The organism is Turicibacter sp. St.80E1 (assembly GCF_059728495.1).
On the sequence record NZ_AP039386.1, the window covers coordinates 467,846 to 488,471 of the forward strand.

Consider the following 20,626-nt stretch of genomic DNA (forward strand, 5'->3'; position numbering starts at 1 on the left):
CTTTTTTTGATAGAGAGTTAATAGAAAAATTAATTGAAAAGAGGGATTGCGTTTATGGGAACTTACATTTTATTTACGATTAATCATCGGGTAGTGATTAGTAAAAAGGAGTTATTGGGTGAGAGAGTTTCGTTTGAGGAAATGATGGAAGCCGTTAATGAAGTCTTCCCTCTATCAGCTTACGAACTGATTGAACGGGAACATGTTTATGAATTTCGGGCGAAGGAATCTATTTTTAACGCGGATCAATTTTCGAAGTTTTTGACCAATCAATATCGTCTCCTTTCGGTTGATGCAAAGGATCAAGAAGCAATCCTGCAACAGTTAGCCACGTTAAAAACCTATGAGGACATCGTTCAATTTGCTGATAAGAAACCTTATCCTAATTTCCAATCTCATACGAGTATTATGACCGTTTATCATAAACCTTTTAAACGTTTTAGGGTTACTTTTGAAGGTGTTATCTTTTTCCTGGCAGGAAAAGCTTTTTTAGAATGTTACGATCATCTATTCGCTTATCTAGAGGCGCTGATTAAAGAAAATAATCCATGTGAAATTGCCAAGCTTACCAAGGTGACCTTAAGTTTGTAAGAAAGGGTAGGATAGAAAGACGTCTTTTTTAGAGAATGACCTAGTGAGATTTTAACTCTCTAGACTGTCAGATGAAGTAAAGGATATTGTTTGAAAAGAAGTTAAAAGAGATGAATAAGACAAAACGGTGACATCAGTGATAGGCTTATTGACCGTCGTTTAAGGACCTTTTGAGGTTCTTTTTTATGTAATGATGTTTGAATTTGTCATAAAGGAACCATAATTGATATAATGGAGATAGTTTAGGAGGAATTTGAATGAAATTAAAGATTACGGCCCCCATCATTAAGCAAGTGGCAGGCAGTGAGTTGACCTATGTGGAGGGACAGAATCTCTTTGAGAATGGTGCTATTAAAGAGTTTTATGCTGTTAAAGTTAATGAGGATTCTATTTATAAATATAAAATTCTCGCGTATATCGAAGACCGGGGTCACCGCTTGGAGGTAGAGTTACAGTTTGATAAATCGGGCGATTTAAGGACGCTCTGGTGTGGTTGCCCGCTTTATGGAGGAAATGGGGAGTTTTGCCGACATACGGTTGCCGTGTTAATGTATGTTAAACAACAACAGACATCTCCACGGAAAATAAAGTGGGAATCGTTAGAATCATTTTTACAAAAACGGCTAGTTACTGAACTATTTAATGAGTATGAAGAATCGCTTTCTAGTGTTACATCAATTAAATATTCTGATGAGGAGTTAGTTCAGTTAGTTCCAAGATTACGATTTGAGAATAATGAAGTTCATTTAGAATTACAGATTGGTCGCAAACGATTGTATGTGGTGAAAGATATCTTTAAATTTATTCAGTATGTTGAGAATCAACAAGAATTCCATTATGGGAAGGAATTAACGTTTAATCATCAGCTGGATTTATTTACGCCGGAATCATTGACCCTGTTAGAGTTTGTTCGAGGGATTGTTGAAGATCAACAATCGTATGCGGATCAATACGATTTACACTTGCCAGCCCGTCGAGGGGTCTTTTTAAGTCAATCCAAATTAGTAGAATTTCATCAGTTATTTTTAGGAAAGCGTCTTACGTGTCTGGTTGAAAAACATGAATTTAAGTCTGTTTTGATGAGCAATGAAGCACCCAACCTAGGGTTTAAAGTGGAGGCGATTAAAGGAGGGGGCATTGTACTGTCTCCTAACCAGACAAATTTTTTATTCCATGGACTAAAAGGAATCCCATTTATTGTCACACAGGAGGTATGTGCTCCATTTAGCCGGGATTTTTCACGGGATGCATTCCCTATCCTCAAACAGGTAGTTGCTTTAGGAGGAAAATTAAAGATAATCAAAGATCAACTTCCTGAGTTTTTGTCGCTCGTATACCCCAAAATTAAACCTTATTTAACAGAAGAAAGTATTGCTTATTTAGAACAGAGGTATAGCGTTCCTCAGCTTGATAGTAAAGTTTATCTTGATTTGAATGAAGCGTTAGAGGTCGAGGCTAAAATCGAATATGATTACAACAAGCGGACGTATCACCCACTGACCGAAGACATTCCATCGAACGTGATTCGAGATAAGGTAAAAGAAGCAGATTTAATGAATACGTTGAATGCCTATGCGTTTGAGCGAGAGGAAGATAAGCTCGTGTTACGTGATGATGCCCAAATTTATCAATTTGTAAGACTTGGGGTTACGGCTTTAATGACGCGTCATGAGGTGAATGTCACGGATAAATTTAAAGGGATGAGCGCAAAAACAACCTCTAACATTTCGGTGGGGGTTCGTTTACAGAGTGATTTGATGACATTTAAGCTAGAAGATTTATCTTTTGATTTAGCAGAGTACAACGATGTGTTGGCCCAATATCGATTGAAAAAGAAATATCATCGCTTAAAGGATGGAAGTTTCTTACAATTAGATTCAGAATCGATGCAATCTTTCTTTAATTTAGTAGAAGATTTAGAGTTAACTGAGGAGGATTTAAAACAAGAGGAAATTAAGCTCTCAAAATATCGTGCCCTTTATTTAGAACGAATTCTTGAAAAAAATGGGATTAAGTCGAAGAAAAATAAGGCCTTTCGACAACTAGTCAATGATTTTGAACAAATAGATGAAATGGAATACGTGTTGCCTAGTAGATTAAAGGCAACGCTAAGACCGTATCAGGAGACGGGGTATCGCTGGTTGAAAACATTAGCTGATTACGGCATGGGGGGGATTTTGGCAGATGATATGGGGCTTGGAAAGACACTTCAGGTCATTGCTATGTTGTGTGCGGAGTATGAGGGCGGTCAAGAGAAACCGAGTTTAATCGTGATGCCAAGCTCGCTTGTATTTAACTGGGCTGCAGAGTTTGAGCGATTTGCGCCGGATATGCGAGTATTAACACTTACGGGAACTGCTACGCAACGGAGTGAAAAATTACAGAATTTAATTGATTATGATGTTGTTTTAACCTCATATGATTTATTAAGACGGGATATTAAGGCGTATGAATCGGCATTTCGTTACATTATTTTAGATGAGGCGCATTATATTAAAAATCAAGCGACCCAAAATGCCAAAGCTGTAAAAAAGTTAGAAGGTGACGTTCGATTCGCGTTAACAGGAACGCCGCTTGAAAATTCGATCGCAGATGTTTGGTCGATTTTTGATTTTATTTTGCCAGGGTATTTATTAAGTTATTCGAAGTTTAAAAAACAGTATGAGAATCCGATAATTCGAGATAAGGATGAAAAATTATTAGCGCGCGTTCATCAACTGGTGGCACCGTTTATTTTACGACGCTTGAAAAAAGAGGTGTTAACCGAGTTACCAGATAAAGTAGAGTCAGTTGTTTATTGTGAGTTAGAAAAAGAGCAACGCAAGTTGTATGAGGCGACGCTTGTTAGTATGAATCAGGAACTGAAATCACAGTTAGGAGAAAGCGGCGATGGAGCAGGCCGTATGAAGATGCTTTCTATGTTAACACGACTTCGCCAACTTTGTTGCCATCCTGCCCTTTATTTAGAGGACTATCATGCTGAAAGCGCGAAATTAAATTTATGTTTAGAACTTATTCAAGAATGTAAAGAAAGTGGCCATCGCATCTTATTGTTCTCACAGTTTACATCAATGTTTGATTTAATGGCACCGAAACTTGATGCGTTAGGAATTTCATATTTTACATTGACGGGTGAAACAAAATCAGAACGACGCATGGAGTTAGCCACTCGTTTCAATGATGGGGAAGGAGACGTCTTCTTAATTTCCCTAAAAGCAGGTGGAACGGGGCTCAACTTAACGGGAGCTGATGTCGTGATTCATTATGACCCATGGTGGAATATGAGTGCCCAAAATCAGGCGACGGATCGTGCGTACCGAATGGGTCAACAGAATAAGGTGCACGTATATAAATTAATTGCGAAGGATACGATTGAAGAGAAGATTGAGAAGTTACAACAACAAAAGTTAGAGTTATCGGATTCGCTCGTCAAAGAGGGTGAAACGTTTATTACACATCTTTCAATGGAAGACATCGAAGGGTTATTTGAGGCTTAGGAGGTAGAAAAAACTTTAGGTAGTCGATACTTTTTTTGAAAATTAGTCTTTAATTTTTCAGTAAGAAAAGTCTATCCATTAGAAGGGAGATCAAATGAGGATAAATATTGAGTTCCCTTCGTTAATGACAACTAATCATAACTATATTTGAAACATTTTGATTAGAGAAAAAGTTCTCGTCTTTATATCGACGAGAACTTTTTTGTTTAAACCCATTTCTATGGAAGATAGTATTCTCTTATTTAAAAAATTGTGCTAAAATATTCGATGGAATTAGACAAAATACGACACACTCGAACTAGGATTTTTGAGGAAATGATTCTTTATATCCTCTCGGGAGTTTGCTGAACGAAAAGCTAAATAATGGCTAGCTAGTCGGTGAAAATCTGCGGTGATTCATCTCGATGAACACGAGTGGTTTCATGGATTCTTTCTTGGTGCATAGGAGTTGTTTGTTGAAGAACGTTAAAAAATGAATTTGCTGTAGAAAAAGATACACTCATTTTTTAAGAGAAATTTGATTTGAGGGTAAAGGGGATATTATTAATGAAAGGTATTATTTATAGAGGGGGGAAAGTAGAATCTTCACTCAAAAACTAGAGGTACTAAATTTATCATTGAATCTATGGTGATCAACCGGGCGATATGTTAAATAGAGGGTGTTGTCTCTTTACTAAGAAGGTGATACGTGAAAACAAAGAGCGAGTTACTCAACTTGTGAACAGATGATGTTTCTAAGTGATGGTCAATCAGACGAATTTGCAAAAGTTTTATCATAAATTCATAAAGGAGGATTGCACTATGAAAAAACTTAAAAAGAAAACAGTTGCCGTTGTCATCACGACCCTTTCGACAACAACGTTAATTAATAATAAACAGGTAGAGGCGCATGCTATTCCGTATAAAAATAATGAAGTTAGCCTATCAGCGAATACACCAAATAATAATACTCAATTTATGTATTTATCAGATATGGGCTATATGTCGAATTTATCTCATACTGCATGGGGGGACATAAAATTAGATCAAACTTTAGAGGGTGGAACCATTAAGCTTAATGTAGATGGCGAAGCACTAGAGTTCAATAAGGGGATAACGGCACATGCCACATCAACTGTTGTATTTGATGTCTCTCATTATTCAAATCAATATTCACGATTTACGACTTATGTTGGGGTGGATAAATCTCAAGGCGATAGAGGAAATGGAGTAAAGTTTAAAGTTTTAACTTCTGTTGATGGTCAAAATTGGGAAGAAAAGTTTGAGACGGATGTTCTTAAAGGGAATGATCATGCAGTCTTTATTGATATTGATATTACAGGGGCAAATTATTTAAAACTTTATGCTGATGATAATGGTTCAAATGGAAACGACCATTCTGTTTATGCCGCTCCACGTATCATGGTACCTGATTATGATATTTCGTCTGAGTACCTTCAAGGGGTTAAAAGTGTTTCAGATTATGATAAAATCATCCGAGAAAAGTACAATGAAAGTCATCAATTGACGGATGAAATTAAAGAATTAGTCTTAAAAAGAACGCTGACGCAACGAGTAGGATTTTATACCCTTCAAAAACTTATTGCTAAAAGCGATGATCATAAAAATACGATCACTTGGCTTTTGAATCACCCGCATGTTTTAGAATTATATATTATGGGGGGTGAAATTGAGAAATCTGGATCTTATGTTCAATCCATGGATGTGCTAACTCAGCTATACCATGAATATAAAGATGATTTTGAAGACCCAGTAAATGGAGAATTTTATTTAAAATTAGCGCTTTCTCTTTCGTTGAGTCATGCACAGACTATAAGATTGTGGACAGGAAATGGTACTCCTTCGAATGCCGTTGAGCGATATAAAATTTATAAAGAAAATTATTTAAATGGACGTATAGCCGAAGGTGGAGATGCCAAATTATTTAAAAATTTACCGATTGAATTAATGCGATGGGTGACAGATAACAAAATTGACGATGAAGAAATTAATTGGTTGATTGATACGGCTTTGGCAAGAAAAGTAAACGGTAAAAATCATTTAGATGCTTATGAATATATTGAATATACAGATGGTTATAATTATAATGATGAAAAGTTTTATTTAGAAGAAAATTATGAGATGTGGAACAATAAATATAACATTAGCTCGTTAACAGGATATGGACAAAGAGGGGTTCATAAGCTTTGGATGGTGTTTGAAGATGGTTCCGTTTGTGGGGGACTAGCAAAAACGTATGCTAATTTGGGACAAGTATTTGGAATCCCTTCTGCCGGAATTGGTCAGCCAGGCCATGGAGCAACGCTATCTTATAGAGAAAATAGTAATGGACAGGGAACCTGGGTTATCCAAAATGATATTTCAGGTTTTAGAGAATCTGAAAAGGGTGAACGCCTACTTTTAGGATGGGGATCAAAAACAAGCAAGTGGGTTTCTTATTTTAATGTCAGTTACGTACTTTTAGCCCAACACGCCTTAAATCATTATGCGGATTATATCACAGCCTCTTATTATAATTTATTAGCTAAATCATATGAATCTGAGCCAACAAAGCAGGAAGAAATTTATGAAAAGGCACTCCAAGTTCAAAATTATAATTTAGATACATTAGTAGGATTAATTGAGACTTATAACAAAGTAGACAGTAAAACAAGTGCAGATTATTTACGATTAGCTCAAAAGGTAGCGAATGGTTTAACTTATTTCCCGTTGCCATTTGTTGATTTAATGAATTTAATGGACCCCTTTATGACAGATGATACGGATAAAGTTGTCTTTGATATGTTAAGAACAACAACGTTACAAAGAGCTACTCAAGCAACAGCTTCAGATTCAACTCAACCTAATGAATGTATAAGTGTCGCTAAATATTTATTAGGTGATTATACAACGGAGTTGGCTTCATTTTCATTTGATGGAGAAAATGCTGGGAAGATTAAGATTGATGAAGCTTATGCTAATTCAAACATTCGTTGGGAATATAGTTTAGATAATTGGCAAACGAAAAAGGAAACGGGTGACAAAGAGGTTACATTATCAGAAAAAGAGTTACAACAAATTAATGCGACTGATGATATTCAAATTTCACTTGTAGGGACATCAGAAATTTATACGATTGATATTACTAAGCAGCAAACCCCTAACATTTATGTCAATGATCTTGAAAATCAAATTAAGGGAGCTATTGTTCCGCTTGAATACAGTGAGGATGGCGGTCAAACATGGACTTTATATGAAGATGAACGTTTGACAGGCAATCGAACATTAAAAGTTAGATATCGTGCCTCGGGAACAGCCCTACAAAGTGAGATGACGGACTGTCAGTTTACAGAAGATATTGAACAAGCAGATAGAACGTATATTCCATTAGAAAATGTCTCACTTTATTTATATTCTTCTCAAAATAATGATACGGAACATGCGGCGATTAATATGCTTGACGGAAATATTTACACCGGTTGGCACAATTCATTTAGTGGTGAAAAAGATAAGTATTATTCAGTTCAATTTAATCAGCCTAAATATTTAACGTCTATTGATTATTTTGGTGACGGTGGAAATGGAAAACTAAAAGATGTAGATATCTATACGAGTATGGATGGTGTGAATTGGGAAAAGAATACAGAAATTCGTCATTTACCAAATACTAATGGATGGAAGACTTTAAATTTAAATGAGCCAACGTTAACAAAATATGTCATGTTCCATGCAGTGAGTACGCATGGTGCGCGTCCGAATGAGTTTGTTTCAGGTAGAATGTTTAATTTCTTTGAAGATACAACGAAAGAGGTTGAACCGCAAGTATCAGTTAACTATAATATCGAGCAGTTAACGAATCAGGATGTCTTAGCAACTCTTCAATTACCTGAAGGCTATACGGTAATAGGAGAGGCTACCCATCTATTCACTCAAAATGGAAGCTATACTTTTACTTATCAATCACCGACTGGAAAACAATTTACATATGAAGCGACAGTTGATTGGATTGATAAGGTAGCCCCAACGGCGACGATTTCATATAATTGTGAGCAGAAAACAAATCAGAATGTGACTGCAACGCTAATGAGCGATGAAGAGATTACGGTTGAAAATAATAATGGGGAATCGACGTATGAATTTACAGAAAACGGAGAATTTACGTTTATTATTAAAGATAAGGCTGGTAATAGAAGCGAGTTTACCGCAAAGGTCACATGGATTAATAAAGAGAAGCCAATATTAGATGTGACTTATAGTACGATGGAGAGTACGACTCAGCCGGTTACAGCAACGTTAATAACTGAGGATGTGCAAGTAAAAGCGATTAACGGCAAAGAAATTACAGTGACAAATAATGATGGATCGGCATCATATGTTTTCACTGAAAATGGTGAATTTACGTTTGAATATGTAGATGATTACGGAAATGAAGGAACAACAACAGCTAAAGTAGATTGGATAGTTGCAGATACGGTGAATGACTACTTCATTCCGGATGAAATAGTGGATCTTATTAATTTAGATCTTTTAATTCCGGTGATGGGAAATGCAACGGCAGATGCCCCTTTGCATTTCAATATCAATGAGCTTGCGACGGTGGATGATTTATCCCAAATGATAGATAACATGTTAGACCGTTATACGTTAAAAGTAAGTGTCCTAGAGGTAGAGAATGATTTATGTTACGCCTTAGAGTTAAGCAACGGCCATGAAACGTACTATTTCGTATTTCATGTTAAATCGGAGCAAACGGCAATCTTGGATTACTTAGATTCACTTGTTGAAAATTCGAATCAACCTGAAAATCCAGGGCAACCAAGTGAACCGGAACAGCCTGAAAATCCAGGGCAACCAGGTGAACCGGAACAGCCTGAAAATCCAGGACAACCAGGTGAACCAGAACAACCTGAGAACCCAGGACAGCCAAGTGAACCAGAACAACCCGAAAATCCAGAACAACCTGAAAATCCAGGGCAACCAAGTGAACCGGAACAGCCTGAGAACCCAGGGCAACCAGGTGAACCGGAACAACCAGGTGAACCAGAACAGCCTGAGAATCCAGGGCAACCAGGTGAACCAGAACAACCTGAAAATCCAGGGCAACCAGGTGAACCAGAACAACCTGAAAATCCAGGACAACCAGGTGAACCAGAACAGCCTGAAAATCCAGGACAACCAGGTGAACCAGAACAGCCTGAAAATCCAGGGCAGCCAAGTGAACCAGAACAACCTGAAAACCCAGGACAACCGGGTGAACCAGAACAGCCTGAGTTACCAGGGCAACCAGAGAATCCAGGGCAACCAGGTGAATCGGAACAACTTGAGAATCAAGATCAAGGCATGCCACCTAAGACAGGATTAAATGGAGCACTTGGAGTAGCAGGGGCTTTATCAATCATTTCGGGACTGATCGGAATGAAAGGTCGTAAGAATAAAAGGAGAGGTTAAGTCCCTTTCTTAACTAATCTCATGAGGATTAAAAAATGGAATTCATTTTCTATCCAGTGAAATTTTAAAACGAGTTTGGAGCCTTCCCATTAAATATCTAGATGCGGGGTCTCTGGACTAGCAGATGATCGAAAAGTATTAATATTTTGAAGCAGTTTTCTAAAGTAAGTGCTTGAAATTAAATTAAATGTCGTATTTTGTTTATTAAAGGAATGTTGTATACTTAAAGGGCAACATTCCTTTTTTTAGGATGTTAGAGGACAACAGGAATTTAGGAACTAGGAGGAGCAGTTTTTATGAAGCGGTATTTGAGAGAGTGGTGGCCGATTGCAGTTGTATTGGTCGTGTGTGCAGTAATGGTCTGGGTCTCAGGTTTAATTTTTGAGGGAGGATATTTACCGAATCGGTTAAATCGTGATGTGCAGTATTATTCTGCGACCGTCCTTGATGTGGTGAATGAGGATTTAGGACCAGATAATTACACGAAAGAGTTTACGGTCGGGGTTCAAGAGATTCAAGTGAAGTTGACGGATGGCCCTTATAAAGGAGAGGTCCATACGTTTAAAAATCATATTAGTCGTTTGTATAATACGATTGTTCAAAAGAACACGGATATTATTGTGGGAACGTATATTCATGAGGGCGAGATTTTAGATTTAACGGTGAGCAGTTATCAACGCCATTCGGTTTTAGGCCTGCTCGCGCTTATTTTTTGTGCGTTAGTGGCCTGGATTGGAAAGTTAAAAGGGATTAAATCATTAGTGTCGTTATTTTTTACCGGCGTGTGTGTCATTTATTTAATGTTGCCTCTTTTATTATCAGGAATGAATCCGGTGTTAGCGGCGATTCTCATTGTCTTCTTAAGTACGTTTGTGACGCTTTGGTTAGTAGCGGGACTTAATAAGAAATCAATCACAGCGATGATTGGAACATTGGCCGGGGTCTTAATTGCAGCGTTAGTGGCGTATGTCTTTAGTGAGCTCGCCCATTTATCAGGGGGGACGATGCAAGATACGGAGGCGTTGCTTTATGTCTCAGAAACGAGTCACTTACAAGTGAAGGGACTCTTGCTTGCGGGAATTTTAGTAGCGTCCCTTGGGGCGGTCATGGACGTGGCGATGTCGATTGCGTCGGCAATGTTTGAGCTTTCGAGTGTGAATGAGAAGTTATCGTCTAAAGAATTGATCCGCAGTGGAATGAATGTCGGAACAGATATGATTGGAACGATGACGAATACGTTAATTTTAGCACTAGCGGGTGGCTCATTATCGACGGTTATTTTGATTTATGCGGCAACGATTAGTCCATTACAACTCATTAATTTAGATGTCCTTGGAACGGAGTTAATTCAAGGGATTGCCGGGAGTATTGGAATTGTCATTACAGTACCAGTCACGGTTTTAGTGGCAGCCTTCTTCTGTATGAAACAAAAATAAGACAAAAGATGGAATTTTCCGTCTTTTTTTTACATTTTTACCGAAATAATGTTAAAAGGACACAATTTTATGGTATAATCCGGACGAGTTGTAAGAAAAAGGCCAAAATAGATTGCAACTAGAATTTAGACTTGGAGGGTATTATGAGGAGTATAGTTTTAAAGAAATTATTAAACGGAACCTTAGCCTTTAGCGTGCTTGCTTCAGGATTTGTTGTTCCAAGTCCAAAAGCTTATGCACAAGTGGTGCAAGAAGCAGAAAATCAACAACAAACGGAATTTTTAAGTGTTGATTTTAGTCAATATCCAACATTAGCAGAAGGATGGGAGGCCAAAGCGGATAAAAAACCTTATTCGGGTGGTGTCACTTCATCTAAATCATTGAAGTTAAATAAAGATGGATATTATTTAAAAACGCCAGTCTTTGGGTTGAAAGAAGAGGCAACATTATCATTTTCAACAAAAGGGTATTCAGCAACAGGAGAAGGAGATTCTGTTTTAAAAGTTAAAGCAGCGATCAACGGTGAGTGGCAAGAGCTACACACATTAACGTCATTTGAGACAAGCTTTGTTCAAACAGAAGTTCTTGTTCCAAAAGAAGCGACGCAATTACAAATTGTGTTAGAAAAGCGTGGTGCTTTTAATGTTGCGTTAGATGGTGTTAAGTTAACGGGGGTTGGAAGCATCGTTGAAGGTGGCGATCAATTACCGGATGCACCAGAAACAGATAAACCTGAACAGGGAGAACCTGATCAAGGGGTAAACCCACCAGCGAACGATGAGACGCAAAAACCTGAGGTTGATGCGTATGGAGAGCCTGTCGTATCAGGGGCATCAAGTCTTGAAGTAGGAATGACTTCAACCGTTCAAACGACAACAAAAGAAGGGGACATCGTCTCAGATGTTAAATATGAGTCAACCAATCCGGATGTTTTAACGATTGATGACTCAGGGAAAATTCAAGCGTTAAAAGAAGGAATTACCCAAATTGGAGCCGTGGCGATCATCAATGATAAGAAATATGTCGGTCAAAAACGTTTAGAGGTCACGACAGCGACGGATTATCCAATTACGGTTTTTGAAGAGGGATTCAAAGAGTTCCCGACGTTACAAGAAGGATGGCAAACGAATTTATCAGCCGATGATAAATACTCAGGTGGAAATGAAGCCGGTCCAGCATTAAAGTTAACAAAACAAGGACAATTCGTTGAAACGAGTGAATTCCGTTTAATCGGGAATGGATTATTAAAGTTCGCCGCTAAAGGGAACGCTTCACAAGCAAGTGGAACAACGGTATTACGTGTTCAATATCAATCAAACTTTAAAGATGAGTGGAAAAACTTAGCGATGTTTAACTCATTTAGTAGTAAGTTTGAATCATTTGGAGTGCGTATTCCTGAAGATGCGACACGTCTTCGCATTTTTGTTGAAGAAAAAGGGAAAATGAATATTGCATTCGATGATATGCGTTTATTCGCTCAAGAACTGGGTGAAAAAGAAGCGGATACGATTGCTCCTGTCATTGAAATGATTGACGAAGTGACGTCAGGAAATTTAGATGAAGAAGTGATCATTAAAGCCAACGTGACAGATAATCGTAAAGTTGGCAAAGTGACGTTATATTATCGTGTCGTAGGTGAAACTGAATTTAAAACGATTCCGATGGGATTAACAAATGGCGTTTACCAAGGGATTATTGGAACACAGGAATTATCAGCCCAAGGAATCGAGTATTATATTCAAGCAACAGATGTTGAAGGAAATGAAGCGACGACAGATTTAATGACGATTTCAATTTCTGCAGAGGATTATACGAAACCAACGATTACCTCAATCTCACCTGCCGATCAGGCGAATGTAGGAAAAAATAAAACACCTAAAATTTCAGCTAAATATAGCGATCGTTCAGGTGTGGACGTGGATTCTGTTCAGTTAATCGTTAACGGTGAGGATGTCACGAAAGCGGCGACGGTTTCTGAAACGGAAGTTGTTTATCAAGTGGAGCAAGCGTTAGAGAATGGAACGCACACCGTTCAATTAATGTTAGCCGATCTAGCAGGTAATGAGTTAGTTAAAGAATGGTCGTTTAAAGTATCAGATGTTGAGCGCCAATTATTCTTTGGACAGTTACACTCACATACGAATTTATCAGACGGTGCTGGAACGATTGATGATGCGTATACGCATGCACGTGAAGTTGCCGGTGTTGATTTCTTGGCCGTAACAGATCATTCAAACTCATTTGATAATGATACGCAAGCGAACATTGCGGATGGATCGATGAGTGAAAAATGGCAAACGGGATTAAATGCAGCGGATAAGTATAACGAAGATGGAGCTTTTGCTGCGATTTATGCGTACGAGATGACATGGTCAGCCGGAACAGGTAAATATGGACACATGAATACGTTCAATACGGCAGGGTTTGAAACGCGTACGAATTCAGCGATGAATTTACGTAACTACTATTCAACGTTAAAAACACAACCGCAATCGGTTTCACAGTTTAACCACCCAGGAACAACATTCGGTGATTTTGCAGACTTCGGATTCTATGATGAAGACATTGATCAATTAATCACGTTAATCGAAGTTGGTAACGGGGATGGACCGATTCGAAGTAGTGCGCACTTCCCATCTTATGAATATTATACACGTGCATTAGATAAAGGATGGCATGTGGCTCCAACGAATAACCAAGATAATCATAAAGGGTTATGGGGGAATGCCAATACGGCGCGTACAGTTATTGAGGCAGAAGCGTTAACACGCGATGATTTATATGAAGCGATTCGCGAGCGTCGTGTTTACTCAACAGAAGATGAGAACTTAGAAATTTCTTATGAGTTAAACGGAGCAACAATGGGATCGATTCTATCTGAACAAGACTCAGCAGAAGTTTATGTTAAAGTTAAAGATCCAGATGCGAAAGATACGATTGATAAAATCCAATTAATTACAGATGGTGGACGTGTGGCACACGAGATTACAGACGTTGACCAAACAGAAAAAGAGTGGACGTTATCTTTTACGCCCGATGCTTCATCAACGTATTACTATGTGAAAGTCACACAAAATGACTTAGATATCGCCGTGACAGCCCCAGTTTGGATTGGTGAAAAAGAGAATGTTGGGATTTCAAAAGTCACAGCAAGTTCTTCAAAAGTCTTAGTCGGTGATGAGGTAACGGTAGATACGGTGGTTTATAATAATGAATCAACACCAGTAACGAATGTTTCAGTTGAATATTATGTGAATGGTGAAGAAAAAGCAGCAGGCAGTGATGCATTAGCAGCTATTGATCCATCAGATACAAAGACATTGAGTGCAACTTTCCCAATCACGAAAAAAGGTAAAAATGTGATTGAGGCGAAGATTACGTTAACGGTTAATGGGGCGACACGCGAGTATACGGAACGCCTAGAAGTTAAAGCGTTCGATTCAAGTGAAGTCAGTCACGTTTTAATTGATGGTAGTCATGAAAATGCTTATGTTGCGGATGCGAAATATCCAAATAATATGAAGTATGTAACAGAACTTGTGGCGCAAGAAGGTGGAATTGTTCATGTGAATGATAAGCCGATTACAACAGACGTCTTAAATGGAATGGATGTCTTAATCTTAACTGACCCATCAAATGATTTTTATTATACGGATGATGAGGTATTAGCAATTAAAAACTACGTTGAAGCAGGTGGACATCTGATTATCACATCCAAGGCGGATTACGGTGATAAAGAGGGTGAGTACGGAAATGCGGCCCAAGGAAACAAGGTGTTAGAAGCGATTGGTTCAGCGTTACGATTTAACGATGACCAAGTCATTGACGAGAAGGAATATAGTAACCAAAATTATCGATTATACTTTGATGATTATAATGAGGAAAGTCCTTATACGAAGGGCATTGATTTTGGAAAAATTGAGCAAGGAAATGCCAATAACCAAGATTATAAGTTTAGTTTCTATAGTGGAAACTCGGTTTTAGTTAAAGATGCGTCAGCAACGGTTGATTTAGTTGTTCGCGGCCATGAAACAACGAAGAACTCGGATGCTGATAAGCAGGGTGATTTTGAAGCGTTAAAAGAGGGAGAGGTTATTGCTTTAGCGGTTGAGACGTTAGAGAACGGAGCAAAAATTGTTGCTTCTGGGGTGACTTTCTTCTCAGACTTCGAAATGGATCCAACGCGTGATTATTCAAACCGTACGATTATGACAAATATTATTAATGAGGTGGCGCCAGCGAAAGAGGCGGAAATTACTCCAATTGCGACGCTTCATACGGATGTTGATGGAGATAATCAACCGGATTTAGCGGGTGAAACGCATACGATTGAAGGAATTATTACGGCAGGAAATACGAACCCGTTAAATACATTCTTTGATGTTGTTTATGTGCAAGATGAAACAGGTGGAATTACAATTCACCCAATCGCAAATACAAAGTTAAAACTTGGACAAAAAGTTCGTATTACCGGAATTGTTGGTTCATACGAAGGGGATACACAGTTAGGTGAGGTTCAAGAGTTAACAGATGTTGAAATTATTGATCAATCCATTCAATTAGTGGATCCAACGAACTTATCAACGGCGGATAGTATGTTAGAAAAATATGAAGGATTGTTAGTTCGCGTGCAAGGAACGGTTCAATCGATTGACGCGGCGTCAGGAAAAATCATCGTCAATGATGGTTCAGGAGATGCTCGTGTTCATATCCAAGGGTACATCGGTGGTGGAGAATCACAAGAGGCTGTTGGAAAATGGGTTGAGCGTATCAACGTCGGTGACACGATTTCAGCCATCGGATTAGCTGCCGAAGATGCGGAAGGTAAACGAATTCGCGTTCGTAATACAGATGAAGTGGTCGTCGTTGCTGGCGACACACCAGATCAACCGGGAACACCTGAAGAGCCAGAACAACCAGATCAACCGGGAACACCTGAAGAGCCAGAACAACCGGATCAGCCAGGAACACCTGAGCAACCGGAACAACCAGAAAACCCAGGAACACCTGAGCAACCAGAAAAACCGGAAAATTCGGGAACATCTGAGCAACCGGAACAACCAGAAGGATCACGACCTGTGACAGGACAAGCATTAATGGGATATTTATTCGTGGGCTTAACACTTATCGGGTTAGGATTCATCTTCATGAGAAAACAGCGTTTCATGAAAAAATAATGAAGTTAAAAATTGTTTAAGAAATTAGATCATGAGTGACGTAAAGGCTAACTTGTCCCTTCTTAGTAGGGGATGGGTTAGCCTTTTTTCGTTAGAGACTTTAGTCTGTTGAACACGCAAAGCGTGTGAAACATAAAACCACCCGCTATGCGGGTGGCGAATAAAAGTTTATAACCCCATTAAAAAATCACCTTTTTTCCTATAATAGAGTTGTTCAAGCTACTATTTTAGAAGAGAAGGTGATTTTTATGGCGAATCAAACAAATAGTTTATCGCACACAAAATGGATGTGCAAATACCATATTGTGTTTACTCCTAAGTATAGACGAAAAATAATATATAATCAATATAAAACAAGTATAAGAGATATTTTAAAACAACTTTGTGCCTATAAAGGAGTTGAAATTATTGAAGGGCATTTAATGCCAGATCATGTCCATATGTTAGTAAGTATTCCACCTAAAATGAGTGTATCTAGTTTTATGGGATATTTGAAAGGAAAGAGTGCATTGATGATGTTTGATAAACATGCAAATTTGAAATACAAATTTGGAAATCGGCATTTTTGGGCAGAAGGATATTATGTCAGTACGGTTGGCCTAAATGAGGCAACGATAAGGAAATATATTCAGGATCAGGAAAAGCATGATATTGCGATGGATAAATTAAGTGTAAAAGAATATGAAGACCCCTTTAAGGGGTAGCCAGTAGAACGAGCACTCCTTTAGGGGTGAGCAAAGGTGGCAATGGCAAGTAGCTTGAACAAAGTGAAAGCTAGCGCCTTGAGACGCTAGCCGGTAATCAGGGCTTATAGCCCTGGAGAAAACTACCCGTTTGACGGGTAGTTTTTATTGATGCATAAAAAAGTGGCAGCCAGGGGGAAGGCTACCACTTAGGGAGAGAATAATATGAAGTTTTTAGGGGGAGTAAGTTTATTACTTACCTTTATATGATGGTTAAAAGGACGATTTTTATTCAGTAAAATTATATTAAATTATAAAATTTTATGAGTTATTGGGATAAAGATTATTTTTTACAAAATATTCTATAATGAATATAGCATGGAATAAAGGAGGTGACGCAGATGGAACGGCAAGTGGAGTGTTTTATCGGTAATTCCTTTTTGAAATCGGAGGACGATCAGGAAAAAATCTATTTTTTAGGAGCTGAGCGCATCGGAAAAGGGGAGTGGATGATTAAACTCCTTTTTGAAAAAAACTCGTCATTCGCTCTCACGCCTGATGAGGTACTCCCTGTTCAAATAGGACAACATCCGATCAATCTCCCCGTTAAGGTTGGCGGATGTATTCCATTTTCTCATCATCTGGGGAATGAGATTGAGGTGGAGCGAGGGTTTATTATTTCATCGACGGATACTGAATTTTTCCCCATTGATAGCATCACGTTTGATAAAATTTCCCCGGCCCATGTGGAGCTAACGTGTGAGTACTTAGAGGATGGAGGGGAATATCCTTCTCATATCTGTTAACAAGGATGACGGTATAAAAAAAGAACGCTAATCATTAGCATTTAATGATTGACGTTCTTTTTTATTGATTACGCTTCGTTTAACTCTTTTAAGTAAGCTTGAACTTGATCACGTAAATCTTTACGATTTAATGAGAAGTCGATTGTTGCTTTAATAAATCCGAATTTATCTCCAACATCATAGCGTTGTCCTTCGAAGTCATAGGCATAAACGGCTTGACGATCCATTAAACGGTCGATCGCATCTGTTAACTGGATTTCTCCTCCAGCCCCAGCTTCTTGCGTTTCTAACATTTCAAAAATTTCTGGTGTTAAGACGTAACGTCCCATAACGGCTAAATTTGATGGGGCTTCTTCTTGTTTTGGTTTTTCAACCATTCCAGAAAGTTTAACTAAACGTCCGTCTGCTTGGTGTGATTTTGAAGGTTTCATGATTCCGTATTTAGAAACATCTTCATCAGCAACAGTTTGAACACCCATGATTGAGCATCCATTTTTTTCGTACGCTTTAATTAATTGAAGCGTTGCTGGATTTTCATCGTTAACGACAATATCATCTCCAAGTAAGACCGCGAATGGTTCATTACCAATGAATGTTTTGGCACATAAAATGGCATGTCCTAATCCTTTAGCCTCTTTTTGACGAATATAGTGAATTTGAGCCATGTTCGAAATGTTTTGTACCATTTCTAACATTTCTGTTTTCCCTTTTTTCGCTAACGTGTCTTCTAATTCGTATGATTTATCGAAGTGATCTTCAATTGAACGTTTCGTTGAACTCGTAACAATTAAAATTTCTTCAATACCAGAAGCAATCGCTTCTTCAATGATATACTGAATCGTTGGTTTATCAACGATAGGTAACATTTCCTTTGGTTGTGATTTTGTTGCCGGTAAAAAGCGTGTTCCAAACCCAGCAGCAGGAATAACAGCTTTACGAACTGGTTTTCTCATCTACATCTAACTCCTTTTCTCTCTTTTCATTAAAGATAGCAAGATTATACCATAAAATAAAAAAAATGTCGATATAATCTTGTGCTTATGTTAATAATATAAAAAAAAACACGAGCTATGTCTAAATTTGTTTCTATAAATAGAAAGCTTACAAGGGATGAACTGGTTTTTCGTTATAGAGATCTTTTAATTGGGATTCAGGAGGAACAGAGGTTAGGTGATATTTTTAAAAAATCAACGGATGCTCCTTAATCTATCGGGGGGGAGTCATATTTTTGATTTCATGTAATGTAATGTCGTCAATTGGATTAAGGGATGGATTACCTTAAAATGAACAACGATTCCTCCTAATCTATTATCCATTTTATTTTGTATCTTTTATGAGGGAGCTTTAATAATTCATCAGGAATGTAGTGTGTTATATCGTTTATACTTTGATATTAGTTTAAGAATAACCGGGGGAAGTTATGTTAGATTCAAATAGTTTATTTTTTTTAGAGAAGAGTAACTATCTCTCGTGCTCGTGGTCTTTTTTAGAGTATTAAAATGAATTATAACTTTGATATGTAACTTTTTGTCGAAATACGTATGGATTTTGTCGAAACACGTATAAAATATATAAAAAAAAGATAAATATTATACAATTAATTCATACTGGGGAAATAATGTCTAATAATTTCATGAATATTGTATTAATTTAATTGATTATAAATGGATGAGATTTGAAAGAGAATCTTTTTTTTCGCGAGGTGTCGACGCCGAAAACTTTTTAGAGGAGAAAATTTTTGTGAAAGGATATTTTTGTCTAAAAGTATTTTTAATATCTTCGGCCCCCCAAAAATTTTTTATTCATCCAAGGGAGATTAGTTAGTAGCTAATAGAGCATTCTTAAGTAACTCCAAATAGTTTTTAAAGGCGAAGCGTCTACTTGGCGAGCAGCATGATTAAAAGGGGGTAGTTTTATATAAATGGCACTGAAAATTTGAAAAAGTTAATAGATATTAGTCTTATTTTTAATCCGGGATTATTTTTGCTCGTTTTTAATAAAGGAGAATATCATACAGGGAGATACGTCATTTATATTTTTAAAATTTATGAAGGAGGATTGTGTTATTCGTGAGAAAATTTAAAGTTAAGTCGTATATCTACATTTCTATAGGTGTAATGAGTGTTTTTTCAGAATCATCATTAGATGTAGAAGCAAAATCTCATCAAGGTAGCTATTATAGTGAATTAAATGCACCAGAATTTTATGGGACAACGAAAGTTGTCATTAAAATAGGGGATTCTTTTGATGTAAATGATGCAAAGTATAGAATTTTTGCGAGGGATTTTGAAGACGGTGATTTAACGAAGAAAATTGAATTAGTTTCTAATACAGTCGATACAACGAAAACTGGAAGTTATACTGTTCAATATGCTATTACAGATTCACATCAAAATACAACAACGCTAACTGTTCCTGTAGAGGTAACGGATGCGCCAGATATAAATCCAAAGGTAGAAAGAACATTGTTTACCCTTCCATCGATGGACAATATGGCAAAGGTAGGAACACATCGTGCAAATCAAGGAGATAGTCAACATTTAGGAATTTTTATGCCCGCCCATTCATCGATTAAAATTAAGATGTTATCGGGCAGTAAGGATAAGACGTTTCAATTGATGAATAATGATTCTCATACAGAAAAATCGGTAGTTGTAAAGTCAGATAATTCAGAGTTACTTATCACTGCAGATTATGGATCTGTACCTTTTCTTAAAACTAATAGCGGAGATAATTTGGAAAAGGAAGTTGTAGAAATCGAATTCATAGACCCAAATATCAAATCACTGAATTATTATCATTATCAAGATGACGAAACATCATTTATGGAGAATTGGCGAAAGGATACTGATAGTTATGCGGTTATTGAAAACGAAGTTGTTACAGTGCTCGTTCCCTATCATGATATTGATAAGATTACAATTCCAACTGACTTTTCCAATGGGTTCCATACATTTTAGACGAGTTTTTATATTATTGGCAAGAAGTCGTGGATTTTTTCGATTACTG

Annotated in this window: 9 protein-coding genes; 8 read left to right on the forward strand and 1 reads right to left on the reverse strand. The window is 37.6% G+C overall.

The window, feature by feature from the left end; all coding sequences use genetic code 11:
• Nucleotides 1–54 precede the first annotated feature (54 nt).
• From AC6I0I_RS02260 to AC6I0I_RS02290, 7 genes are all read left to right on the forward strand, one after another.
• A complete protein-coding gene (locus tag AC6I0I_RS02260; RefSeq protein WP_262953841.1) occupies nt 55–591 on the forward strand; it encodes a hypothetical protein in 537 nt (178 codons plus the stop codon).
• A gap of 257 nt (nt 592–848) precedes the next feature.
• Entirely contained in the window at nt 849–4,088 is a 3,240-nt protein-coding gene (locus AC6I0I_RS02265; RefSeq protein ID WP_262953842.1) for a DEAD/DEAH box helicase, read from the forward strand.
• Between the two features lie 801 nt (nt 4,089–4,889).
• Nucleotides 4,890–9,515 (forward strand): NPCBM/NEW2 domain-containing protein, encoded by a 4,626-nt coding sequence (locus AC6I0I_RS02270; protein WP_497993651.1) that lies wholly within the window; start codon nt 4,890–4,892, stop codon nt 9,513–9,515.
• A 296-nt stretch (nt 9,516–9,811) separates the two neighbouring features.
• Nucleotides 9,812–10,951 (forward strand): YibE/F family protein, encoded by a 1,140-nt coding sequence (locus AC6I0I_RS02275; RefSeq protein WP_161832776.1) that lies wholly within the window; start codon nt 9,812–9,814, stop codon nt 10,949–10,951.
• Nucleotides 10,952–11,094: 143 nt separating this feature from the next.
• The gene (locus AC6I0I_RS02280) at nt 11,095–16,128 is read left to right on the forward strand and encodes a CehA/McbA family metallohydrolase (RefSeq protein ID WP_262953844.1); all 5,034 of its coding nucleotides are present in this window, start codon (nt 11,095–11,097) and stop codon (nt 16,126–16,128) included.
• 248 nt (nt 16,129–16,376) lie between these two features.
• On the forward strand, nt 16,377–16,832 hold the full coding sequence (tnpA, locus tag AC6I0I_RS02285) for an IS200/IS605 family transposase (protein ID WP_161832950.1): 456 nt from the start codon (nt 16,377–16,379) through the stop codon (nt 16,830–16,832).
• 380 nt (nt 16,833–17,212) lie between these two features.
• Nucleotides 17,213–17,617, forward strand: coding sequence for a hypothetical protein (locus AC6I0I_RS02290; RefSeq protein WP_161832778.1), 405 nt, complete (start codon nt 17,213–17,215; stop codon nt 17,615–17,617).
• Nucleotides 17,618–17,685: 68 nt separating this feature from the next.
• On the opposite strand, the gene galU is transcribed toward AC6I0I_RS02290, so the two are convergent.
• A complete protein-coding gene (gene galU, locus AC6I0I_RS02295) occupies nt 17,686–18,570 on the reverse strand; it encodes a UTP--glucose-1-phosphate uridylyltransferase GalU (protein ID WP_161832125.1) in 885 nt (294 codons plus the stop codon).
• A gap of 1,116 nt (nt 18,571–19,686) precedes the next feature.
• Between galU and AC6I0I_RS02300 the strand changes: the two genes are divergently transcribed.
• A complete protein-coding gene (locus tag AC6I0I_RS02300) occupies nt 19,687–20,577 on the forward strand; it encodes an immunoglobulin-like domain-containing protein (protein WP_161832126.1) in 891 nt (296 codons plus the stop codon).
• Nucleotides 20,578–20,626 lie beyond the last annotated feature (49 nt).